The organism is Mycoplasma sp. 4463 (genome assembly GCF_048381515.1).
In the GTDB taxonomy this organism is placed as follows: Bacteria; Bacillota_I; Bacilli_A; order Mycoplasmatales; family Metamycoplasmataceae; genus Mycoplasmopsis.
In genome coordinates, this window is record NZ_JBLWID010000025.1 from 1 (window position 1) to 12,337 (window position 12,337).

The 12,337-nt window shown below is 31.3% G+C and carries 4 protein-coding genes, 1 pseudogene and 1 riboswitch; all 5 genes and pseudogenes read right to left on the reverse strand.

Annotated elements, in window-relative coordinates; genetic code table 4:
- Positions 1 to 708: 708 nt before the first annotated feature.
- Positions 709 to 4,663 (reverse strand): annotated as a pseudogene (gene rpoC, locus ACNF36_RS02470) (DNA-directed RNA polymerase subunit beta'); the annotation flags it as partial.
- Positions 4,656 to 8,318, reverse strand: coding sequence for a DNA-directed RNA polymerase subunit beta (locus ACNF36_RS02475; protein WP_418303609.1), 3,663 nt, complete (start codon positions 8,316 to 8,318; stop codon positions 4,656 to 4,658). The gene ACNF36_RS02475 and the pseudogene rpoC, both read right to left, overlap by 8 nt.
- Before the next feature lie 222 nt (positions 8,319 to 8,540).
- Positions 8,541 to 10,148: a hypothetical protein gene (locus ACNF36_RS02480; protein ID WP_418303610.1), complete on the reverse strand. Its 1,608-nt coding sequence runs from the start codon at positions 10,146 to 10,148 to the stop codon at positions 8,541 to 8,543.
- Between the two features lie 58 nt (positions 10,149 to 10,206).
- Positions 10,207 to 10,965: an ATP-binding cassette domain-containing protein gene (locus ACNF36_RS02485; RefSeq protein ID WP_418303611.1), complete on the reverse strand. Its 759-nt coding sequence runs from the start codon at positions 10,963 to 10,965 to the stop codon at positions 10,207 to 10,209.
- Positions 10,966 to 10,967: 2 nt separating this feature from the next.
- The gene (gene cypl, locus ACNF36_RS02490) at positions 10,968 to 12,152 is read right to left on the reverse strand and encodes an ABC transporter thiamine pyrophosphate-binding lipoprotein p37/Cypl (RefSeq protein ID WP_418303612.1); all 1,185 of its coding nucleotides are present in this window, start codon (positions 12,150 to 12,152) and stop codon (positions 10,968 to 10,970) included.
- A gap of 34 nt (positions 12,153 to 12,186) precedes the next feature.
- A riboswitch (TPP riboswitch) is annotated at positions 12,187 to 12,292 on the reverse strand.
- Positions 12,293 to 12,337 lie beyond the last annotated feature (45 nt).

The following is a 12,337-nucleotide window of genomic DNA, read 5'->3' on the forward strand; positions in this document are numbered from 1 at the left end:
TGAAACATAAAAAACGAATATGTCTTATTTATAGGCATATTCGTTTTTTAGACCTTCAAACTTGGAAACTCGGGATTTAAACTTTTACAGCTTGCAGACCATGCTTTTGGTTTTTAAGAAGTTAAATAAAAAAAATCAGAGAACTGAATCTCTGATTTTGAAATTATTCGTTTACGAAGTCTTCTTCATAATCATCATCAGATGCATATGAATCTTCAAATGAGTTTTGTAATTCTTCGTTTTCTTGTGCTAAGTCACTTAAAACTTCATCTAAGTCACCCATTTTTTCAGATTCTTTTAATAAGTCTGTTGTGTACTTGTTAAAGTCTTCTGAAATGTATACATTACCATTTTCATCTTCAAGTGTATCATCTAAGATAACTTTGTTTGTGAAGTATGAACGTGGGTCACGAATGTCATATTTACCTTTAAGTTGGTAATTTGAGTTTGTTCCAGCAGGAATTTTGTGACCTAAAATAATGTTTTCTTTAAGACCATCTAAGTTATCAACTCTTTCTGCGATTGATGAGTTAACAAGAATCTTAGCTGTTTCTTGGTACGATGCAGCTGATAAGAATGAGTCACTTAATAAAGGAGTTTGTTTTGCTCCACGGATTTTAACTTGACCATAAGCTGGTTTAAGTCCTTGAGCAATTAATCTTCCATTTTCTTTTTGGTAGATGAATGTGTCCACTAAGCTTCCTGTGAAGAATTTTGAATCTCCTGGGTCTGTAATCATAATTTTTGAAAGCATTTGTCTAATAATGATTTCAATGTACTTATCTGAAATTGTAATACCTTGTAAACGGTAAAGTCTTTGAATTTCTTTTAATAAGTAGTTTTGAACTGCACGTGTGTCAGCAACTTCAAGAAGGTCATTAATAATAATTGGTCCTTCAAAGATTTTTTGTCCTGGTCTAAGTGTTTGTCCAACTTTAACACGTAATTTTTGAGAAACTCTACCTGATGTTGTAACGATTTCTTTTTGTCCATTTGGTCTTGTTGTTTCAATTTCAACAAGCATAATGTCATTTTCTTTTCCGTTTTTATCTCTAGCTGGCGCAATTGAAACAACTGTTCCAGTTACAGGTGAGATAACAGCAGGTTTTCCTCAAGGTTTTTCATAGGCATCGATAAGTTCAAGAAGACGTCCAAATCCTCCTGTAATATCTTCAACCCCAGCAACCCCTCCGGTGTGGAATGTACGCATTGTAAGCTGTGTACCAGGTTCCCCGATACTTTGTGCAGCAACAACCCCAACAGCTTCACCAATGTTAACTAAACGGTTTGTTGCAAGGTCTTTTCCATAACAGTGAACACAAACTCCATTTCTTGTATGGCAAGATAATACTGAACGAATTTCAACTTGGTCAATGTTGTATAAGTTAACAATTTTGTCAGCCATTTCTGCTGAAATTAATGTGTTTGCATCAACAATAATGTGACCATTTGCATCAATAATTGGTTTGTTTGTGAATCTTCCTTCGATTCTTTCTTGTAATGACTCAATAACTGTGTTTGTCTTTGTATCTCTAATGTCTTTTACAACAAATCCAAAGTCTGAACCACAATCAACTTCTTTAACAACAATACTTTGAGCAACATCAACAAGTCTACGTGTTAAGTACCCTGATTTAGCTGTGTTAAGAGCTGTATCTGTAAGTCCCTTACGAGCCCCATGAGTTGATGAATAGAATTCGTAAGCACTAAGTCCACTAAGGAATGATGATTTAACAGGAACTTCAATTGTTGAACGAACAACACGGTCGTTTTCAGCATCGGCTTTAAGAACTTTAGTGTTGTTACTCATAAGTCCACGCATACCAGCTAACTGTGTAAAGTTAGATGAGTTTCCACGAGCTCCTGAAGTGAACATCATAAATAATGGGTTATCAATATCTGATTTTGTAACTTCTTTAAGATCTTTTTCAATAGATTCTTTAACTTGTGATCATTTTTGAATTGTTAAGCTGTAACGCTCATCATCTGTTAAGTAGCCTTCAAGGAAGAATTGTTTTAATTGGTCTGTATATTCTTCTCCTTCTTTGATCTTTTGAGCTGTTGTATCTAATGTTGTAATATCATTCATTGAAATAGTTGTTCCTGATATTGTTGAATATTTGAACCCTAATTCTTTGATATTGTCAAGAATAGAAGCAACATAGTTTGTATATCTGAATCAAACTCTTTCTAACACTAATGTGTAGTCATTAATGTTTCATTGTCTCTTAAGTTTGTGTGTTTCTTCATCTGTACCAATGATGAAGTTGATTCTTTCGAATTCTTCTTTAATGAAGTTTGAAATGTTTGTTGCGTGAATTGTAGGAATACGTTCACCTGCACAATCAATTAATGCAGCACAGTCATTGAAACGACTTTCAAAGTTGTTTACATCTGTAGAATCAATAACACCTGCGATGTCTTCCATTGTTACAACGGCAACATATTTTTTGTACACATTAAGAACAATTTTTGCAATGTCTTTTTTGTTTAATCCCAAGTTGACAGGGATATCTTTAAGATATTCAGCAAAGTTTGTTCCATAAGGCATTGTGTATTTGTCTAATGCATTTTCTGATGTATCTAATCTTTCTTTTTCAGAAACTGAAATTGACCCATCTGCATTAACTGTTTCTTTTCTTACTATTGATTTACCAAAGATAAATTCAAAGTCTGATGGGAATACTTTGTTTAAGATGAATTTACCTACTGTTGAGAAAATGTAAGGATTTGATGTATGTAATTTAACTGAATTTTTATCTAATTCAGAAACTGGTAACACAACTCTTGTATGTAAGTTAACAATACCATTTTCATAAGCTAACATCATTTCTTCATAGTTAGCAAAGATTTTACCTTCATTAGGTTGTCCTGCTTTTTCAATAGTTAAGTAGTAAAGACCTAAAATCATATCCTGTGAAGGGTTAATGATAGGTTCTCCATCTTTTGGTCCAAGGATGTTTTTAGAAGCTAACATTAATTCACGAGCCTCTCTAACAGCTTGATCTGAAATAGGAACGTGAACAGCCATTTGATCCCCATCGAAGTCGGCGTTGAACGCTGTAGTTACTAATGGGTGCAATTTAATAGCTTTTCCTCTAATTAAAACAGGTTGGAATGCTTGAATTGATAAACGGTGCAATGTAGGAGCACGGTTTAAAAGAACTGGTCTTCCATCAATAGCTTTTTCAACATATGGTCAAATGATTGGGTTTAATGAGTCAATCATTTTCTTAGCAGATTTAACAGATGTGATTGAAGTTTCATTCTCTAATAATTCTTTGATAATTCAAGGTTCGAATAATTTAGCAGCCATATCTCTTGGGATACCAACTTCGTGCATTTTAAGAGTTGGTCCTACAACGATAACTGAACGACCTGAATAGTCAACACGTTTTCCTAAAAGGTTTTGTCTGAAACGACCTTTCTTACCAACAAGAGCATCAGAGATAGATTTAAGAGGGTGTCCATCTTTTGATGTAACTGGTGTAGGTTTCTTTCTATTGTTATCAATTAAAGCATCAACAGCTTCTTGAATCATACGATACTCGTTTTGTTTAATTAACATAGGAGCATCAGCTTCGTTTCATTTAGCTAAACGGTTGTTTCTGATAATGATACGACGGTAAAGTTCGTTAACATCACTTGTTGAGTGTCTTCCACCATCAAGTTGAACTAATGGACGTAAGTCAGCTGGGATAACTGGTAAGTTGTAAATCAACATATTTTTTGGATGTTGACCTGATTTAATAAATGAGTTGATGATTGTTAAACGTTTGTAAAGTTTTCCTCTTTCTTGTTCTTTTGTTGAAGAAAGATTTCCATTCTCATCAGCTTCTTGGTTAATTAAATCAATTTCAGCTTGAACTTTTTTAGCTTCTTCTTCTAAATTAATGTGAGTTAATAAATATTCAATTGCTTTTGAACCTGTGTCAATTTTAGCATCTGAATATTCGTGAATAATTTCGTTGTATTGATAGAAGTCAATACCGAAGTCTTTACCAATTTTAGATTCAGCATATGTTCTCAGTTCATCTAAAGCTGTAGCGATGTCTTCGTATTCATCTGTATCTTTATCATACATTTTTAACATTTCCATTAATGCAGCTTCATAAATGTTTGCAGCTTCGTTAATGTCAATGATTGTGTTTTTCTTTAATGACTCTAAACCACCATCTTCTAAAACTATGTGTGATTTGTAGTAAATTAATTTTTCTAAGTCTGCTTTTGTTACTTGTTTTGAAGAGTCAGCAACTCTAAGTCCAAGTAATTTAGCAATAATTGAGTGATCGATTTTGAAGAATCAGAAGTGGACAACAGGGTTGTGTAATTTGATGTGTCCCATTCTGCTTCTACGTGTTATTTTAGGTAAAATAACTGGTTTGTATTTTTCACAAGCAGGTGTTCTAGTACATACTGAGTTTTCATCACTTTTTTTGTATTTTGTACCACAAACAGGACATTTGTAGTCTGTTGTAGGTCCAAAAATAAGTTCATCAAATAAACCATCTTTTTCTGGTTTATATGATTTATAGTTAATTGTTTCAGGTTTTGTAACTTCACCGTGAGATCATTTTAAAATGTCTTCATCTGTTGCAAGTGAGAGAGTAATTTTATTGATTTTATCTTCTACTGATTTAGCATCGAAATTTGAATTATTCATATCAATCTCCCCCTGTTTCGTGTGAATCTACATAGTGATATTGTTCACTATCATCGTAATCATTGTCGTAGTTTTCTACTTCAGTTGTTTCAAGTTTCATTCCAAGACCTTTAAGTTCATATGAAAGAACGTTAAATGATTCTGGAATACCTGGTGTAGGTAATTGTTTTCCTGATACTAATGCACTATATAACGCATTACGTCCAGCAATGTCATCTGATTTATATGTAAGGATTTCTTGAAGAACGTTTGTTGCTCCATAGGATTCGATAGCTCATGTTTCCATTTCCCCGAATCTTTGTCCCCCGTTTTGAGATTTACCTCCAAGAGGTTGTTGTGTAATAAGTGAGTATGGACCAACTGAACGAGCGTGCATCTTGTCATCAACCATATGGTTAAGTTTAAGCATATACATAACACCAACAGAGATAGGTTTATCAAATTTTCTACCTGTAATAGGGTCGATTAAAATTTGTTTTCCACTCTTGTTTAATCCAGCTTCTTCTAGACAAGCTTCAATGTCTGACTTCTTAATACCATCGAATGATGGAGTAACGAATTTAACATTTAATTTTCTAGCAGCCATTCCTAAGTGAAGCTCAAGAACTTGACCAATGTTCATACGTGAAGGAACCCCTTGAGGGTTAAGCATAATGTCAAGTGGTGTTCCATCTTCTAAGTATGGCATATCTTCTTCAGGAAGCACGATTGAGATAACCCCTTTGTTTCCGTGACGACCAGCCATCTTATCCCCAACTTTGATTTTACGTTTTTGAGCAATAGAAACCTTAACAATCTTGTCAATTCCTTCTTCTAAAACATCACCTTTTTCTCTAGAAAGAACTTCAACGTGAATTACAGTACCATTGTGACCGTTTTTAACTTTAAGAGATGTATCTTTTGATGTTTGTGGACGTTGTTGAAGAATAGCCATTAAAAGTTTTTCTTCTTGAGATGGGTTTTCTTCTCCTTTAGGTGATAATCTACCAACTAAAACGTCACCAGCTAAAACTTCTGATCCAACTTTAACAATACCGTTTTCATCTAAGTTTCTTAATGAGTATTTAGAAACGTTTGGAATGTCATTTGTTAAGATATCGTCACCAGCACGTGATGATCTGAATTGAATTGTTTGTTCTTCAATGTGAATTGATGTATAAACATCATCTTTAACTAATCTTTCGTTGATGATAACAGCATCCTCAAAGTTGTATCCGTTTCAAGTTGTAAATCCAACAAGAACGTTTTTACCAAGAGCCATTTCTCCATCTTTGAATGAAGAACCATCAACTAATAGGTCACCAGCTTTAATTTCTTGTCCAACTTCAACAATTGGTTTTTGTTGAATTAATGTACCTTGGTTACTTCTTTCGAAGTTTCTAAGAGTATATTTATCAAAGCTTTCTTTTGTTGTAATTTCTCCTGTTTTAGGATCTTTTACTTCTTTAAAGTGTTTTACGTGGATTTTTGATCCATCAACAAAATCAACAACCCCATCTCCTTTAGCTCTTAAGTTGTATGATGAGTATTTAGCAATATCTGCCTCAATACCTGTTCCAACATATGGAGCTTCTGCTTGGATTAATGGAACTGCTTGACGTTGCATGTTTGATCCCATAAGTGCACGGTTGGCATCATCGTTTTCTAAGAACGGGATAGCAGCAGCAGCTATAGAAACAATTTGTTTTGAAGAAACCTCGATGAAATCAATTTCATGTGGTTTACCAATGATATAGCTGTAATCACGTCTAATTGTTAATAAGTCGTCTGTAATGTTGTTGTTGTCATCAACGTGAACTGATGATTGAGCAAATGAGTATCCAATTTCTTCAGCAGCTGTTAAGTATCTAATGTCGTTGTAATCTACAACCCCATTGTTAACTTTGTAGTATGGAGTTTTTAAGAACCCTAAATCATTAACTTTTGCATATGTTGCATAGTTTAAGATAAGACCGATGTTTGGTCCTTCAGGTGTTTCAATAGCACAAATTCTTCCGTAGTGAGTTGCGTGAACGTCACGAACTTCGAATTGAGCTGTATCACGGTTAAGACCTCCAGGCCCAAGTGATGTAACACGACGTTTGTTTGAAACTTCTGATAATGGGTTAATTTGATCCATAAATTGTGAAAGTTTTGATGAGTTAAAGAATTGCTTCATTTGGTTTGTTACAAGTTTGTTGTTTGTAACGTTTTTAGGTGTAACCTTGTCAGCTTCCTTAGCTCCCATACGCTCACGAGTTGCTTTTTCAAGTTTTGTTAAAGCAACTGATAATTGACCTTCTAATAATTCACCAACTGAAACGATACGTTTGTTTGTTAATGAATCCGGATCATCGTCTTTACCAATTCCATCTGTTAAGTTGAAGTAGTAGTTAATTGCAGCAACTATATCTGAAATTAATAAGTGTGGTTCAACTGATTTTGGATCGTTACCGATTACTAAAACAGGTTGTTCTGGTTTTTCTTCCATTCATTTTCTAGTTGGGTAAACTCAAACTTTAACAATGTGTGTTCTCTTTGATAACACCTTGCTATTCTTAATAACGTGGTGGTAAACAATTTCTGGATCAATTCCAGGAATTCTTTCGTATGAAATTTTTCCTTCGTTAAATAAGTTTTGAATTTCTTTAGCTTTTCTAATGTCGATGAATGTTCCTCTTGTAAATGCAGGTTCATCTGCACCCTTAAGGTAAATGTCTTTAGCTAAGTATGTGTTTGTAATTCTGTCAACTAAAGAAAGTTTTTCATTTAACATATGACGACCTGTTACAGATAAGTTGTAACGTTTCTTATCAAAAAGCATTCCTGGCAATAATGAACGTTTAGCTTCTTCAGAAATACGGTCACCTTTTCTTAAACCTCTGAAAAGTTCTTCTTGACACGCGTCAAGTAATTCTTCAGATGTGAATTCTGAGTTTAAGATAAGTTTGTCTTTCTTAAGTGTTTCGTCAAGTAATTCATTGTTTTCACCAAATAAATCTCTAATTGTTTTTGGTGAAAAACCAAATGCTCCCAAGAATGTAGCTAAGTTAACATTTTTGTTTTTGTCAATTTTAATCTTAACTGCATCTAATGTTGATGATGTAACTTTGTGAGAAACTTCAAGTCAAGAACCAATTCTAGGTAAGATTTCTAATTTGTTGAAAAGGTCATCAGATTGTTTGTTACGCACACCTAATCCGAAGTATGCTCCTGGTGAACGAATTAACTGACTAACGATAACTTTTTCAGAACCATTGATAATAAAACTTCCACCACTTGTCATGTATGGAATTTCCCCAAGTAAAACTTCATCTTCTTTAATTTCACCTGAGTTTTTAACTTCACTTTTTAAAGTAACGAAAACTTTTGCACTAAAGTTCATTCCCTTCGCTTTAGCTTTTTTGATTTCTTCACTTTCGCTAGTGATTTTTTTGAAAGGTAATTCTAATCTAACAGAACCCTTTTTGTATTCAAGCTTAACTTCTCTGTTAGCAGCTTCAATAGGGTAAATTTCTAAAAGACATTCTTGAATCTTTTTGTTCATAAAAAGTTCGAAACTTTCTTTACTTGTTTCAAGAATATCAAAAAGTGGAAGAGTAGTCTTTGTGACTGAGTAATCTCTTCTTCAAGTTTTTGGACCAAATTTACGTAATTTGTAATTGTGTTGTTCCATATTTGTCATTCCTTTCTTGCAGATAAACCTTCAATAAGAATAAAAAAATACACCTCTATGTACAATTTATATAAAAGGTATATAAATTTTACATTAAAAATGTAATTTTTAAAGGTGTATTTTAAAGCATTTTAAGTGAAATCATAAGATATTTTTTAGTATTTTTAAACCTATGTGCTAGGCTTAAAAATTTATTTTGTAAAATTTCCTCAAAAAATTTTGTTAAAAATCTTTTTTAAAGAATAGTAAATCTTGCGATTTTGGAATAAAATTTTTCTGCTTTTTGAATGAATTTCATAACTTTGAATTATTGATATAAAACTTGAGTTTATCTTTGTTTTTGAAGATTAAATACGCAAGTTCCAACATAATTAAAAACACATAAGCAGGCAATATTAATGGAACAATTTTTGAATACTCTTGAGTCTCTTGATATTTATTAATAGTTTTATAAATACTGATATTCGCAAATGCTCCATAAATAATTGCATTTCTAAATGATTTTTCATATTCAAATAAGTTAGTTGAAATTATTTGATTTTTAATTTGTGGAATTATAAAGTTTCTGTAAATAAATCATTTCGAATTACCCTGAGCTTGCATATTTGAAATTTTTCTTCTATCAATTGAGTTAATTGATTCAGCAAACTGCTTGCACATATGTCTAAATGACGAAATTAAGATTGCTGAAGTTATTGCAACTTGACTTTTCATCAGTGGATTAAACATATAAAATCAAATTACTGCAGGTATGATTTTGATAATTATCAAAATCGTTTTGTTAAATCACACAAGATATGAATTAAATAAGTTTTCTGACAATATAAATGAGTAAGCTATTGCGAAAATAAACGCAAGAGCAACAGCCACATAAGCACACATAAAAATGTATAAATAATCTTTATAAATGTCAGTTTTCACAACATCACTGAAGTCTCAAATAAATAGCGATTTAAAGAATAGTGAGAATGTTTTTACGTCTACCTTACTATTGAATAAGCTTGTTAAACTTCAAATAAATATCCCAAAGTAAATAGCCAAAATAAATCAGAAAACATACTTTCTTCAGTTATATTTGAATTTATTTAAGTCTGCTTTTGAATTAATTGTAATGTTAGGTTTAACAAATAAAACTTTATTAAAGAAGAACAATAATCCTTCGTTGATTAATATAAACAAGAATATAAAGAATAATGTTATACCTATATTTTTTTGGTATTTACTTAAATCACCAAAAAAGAACCCTAATCCATTTATTCCAACAATACCTAAAACTGAAACTCATCTTATGTTTGATTCATAAGATAAGAAGAAGTTGACTCAAAACTTATTTTTGAGTACTAATACAATATTTGTATAGAATGACTTTAATTTTGAAGATCCTTTTGCAATATCATTTCAATATTTTTTAGTATCAGCTGCTTCTATTAAATCATTAATGTACTTGTGCAATCATAATCAAGTAAATCAGAAATAAATAGTAAATGCAGCTAAATAAGGGTCAAAGGAAATTTTAAATATCAATAAAAACACAATTACAGGAAAAGCTCTTAGCAATAATAGAATTATTTTAATAATTAAAGGTATTGATTTGTGTTTATGAATATTCGTTGAAGCAAAAAAACCTGTAAATAAAGCTGCTAGAAAACCTAAAATGCTACCACAAGTTATTGTTTTGACTGTCTGGATAAAGTATTTAAAGTTTAATTCTCATAAGTTTTCAGTTAAGTTTTTGTTATAGGACTCAAATGAAAACATATCTGTAAAATTTTTAGCAGCTCTTTTTCAACCTGGATTCGAAACCGGAGAAAAGAAACCTAAATAATACATTGAGACTATTAATAAAATAAGTGCGACTGATATTAATATTCACTTTTTGAAAAGGGACTTATTTTGATATTTTGTTAACTTGGTTTGGTTCATCAAAATAACTTTCTATTTGTTTTTTATCAAATTCATCTTTAATAAATACTTTATCCACTTTTCCATGTTTAAGCGATATTAACTTATCACAGTATTGGATTGCTAAATTCAAATCATGAATCGCGATAATCGTATATCTATCTTTAGAAAACTCTTTTAAAAGTTTCATAACATTATGTGAATTTTGGTTATCTAAATTACTTGTGAGCTCGTCTCCAAGTAAAATTTGTGGTTCATTAATTAAACTGATTAATAATTGAGCTCTTTGTTTTTGACCACTAGATAACTTATTTATTGGTGCAAGGAGCAAGTTAGAAATTTGTAATCTTTCAGCTAGATTTCAAATTTTATCTCTTGTTTCCTTATCAATAAATTTAAAGAACTTATAAATAAAGTTTTTGTAGTGCTTGTAATTAAATTTTAGATTATCAAAAGTTGAGTAATTAACTAAATTTAAACCATCAGGATCAACATATTCGATTTGTTTTTTATATTTTCTTTTTTGGTTTTTCGTTAAATTTTTAATATCTAAATCATCTACAATGACTGAACCCTTTGCTATAGTTTCAAGGTCATAAAAGGATTTAAGGATTGTTGATTTTCCTGCTCCTGATTTTCCGATCAAACCAACTAATTGGCCTTTTGGAATAGTAAAATTAAGATCTTTTAGATCAAAATTTCCATTATCTTTATATTTAATTACTACATCTTTAAACTTTATCATTCTTAAATCTCACTTAATTTATTTCAATATTCTGTTTGTTCATTATCAATTGACTTGTATCCATAGAAACCATTTTTAGGTCCTCAGATATCTTTATTTTGTTCTGATAATGATTTAAACACTGAGTTAATAGCTTTTTTAGCTTTGTCAGAAACTCTTGAACTGTAAACTCCTACATTGTATGGTAATGGGTCTGTCACAGTCAAGAAGTAAATATCTTGTTGTTGATCCCCTTCACCCGGTCTAACTTCTGGATTAACCTTGTATGAAAACTCTTTACTATCTTTATATCTTGTATATGAGTAAGAACCTTCATTATCAAAGAAAATGTGAATATTAGCATTAGCTTGTATTGAAGCTTCAGTTAATTTAGCTTGTTTTATTTTATCTGAGTATGTAACTCTTAATTGATCAAGTGAAATAAATGGTTTGTTTGTTTCTGTATTAAAGTTTTTAGCAAATAATGCTTCTGGTAATAGGTATTTGCTTCCTGATGAGCTTTTACCAATACCTATTCCATATGAAACAAATTTTTCTAAATCTTTAGTTTTTCAAGCTTTAATAATTTCATCAGCCATAGTACGAGTTGCAACGATTGCAATTAATCCTCTTTGGTATGGTACTAATTCATTTGAATAAAATCTAGGGTAGTAGCTTTCAGCTCATTCTCCCTCAGGTTGATTTCAACCATTCCCTCACTCTTTTTGTTTGAAGTATATGCTTTCAGCATCTGCAATCTTCATTAAAGATGCACCTGAATCATTTGAATAAGTTGCATCTTTAATGTCACCTTTAAATTGTTTTGTTAATGTTTGAAGTGCAACTGATAAGTTTTCTGAAATGAATTCATCTTTTTTACTTAATAATGTTCCTGAATTAATGAAAGCTAAATCAGTTTCACCTTTTAATAATTCATCTTTTGCAACATTATATGAATCATCTTCAACTAACTTAATGTTAAGTTTGATTGATTTATCAATCTTTTGAATTTCTGAATTAAATAAATTATTTAGCTCAGTTTTGTAAGTGTCTGCATTTTTAATACCATAAGGTTTGATTAGAGAAAGTGTATAAGTAGTCACTTTTTCATCTTCTCTTGCAGAAGAACATTGACCAGCAACAGCTGGTAATGATGTTAGCGCAAGTAAACTTGCACCAAATAGTAAGCTTTTTGATTTTATTTTCATAGAAATAAAAAATCCTTTCTTTTGAATGAAAGGACATCGAAAAAGAAAGACTCGCTACGCTGGCATTACCCAGTTCAGCTAATAAGAGTATTTCTCAACCTGCAATTAAAAAATAAAAGCAAGTACCTCTGTCCTTGCTTAATATTTTACTTTAAAAATCAAAATACAAAGTTGTTTTTACAATT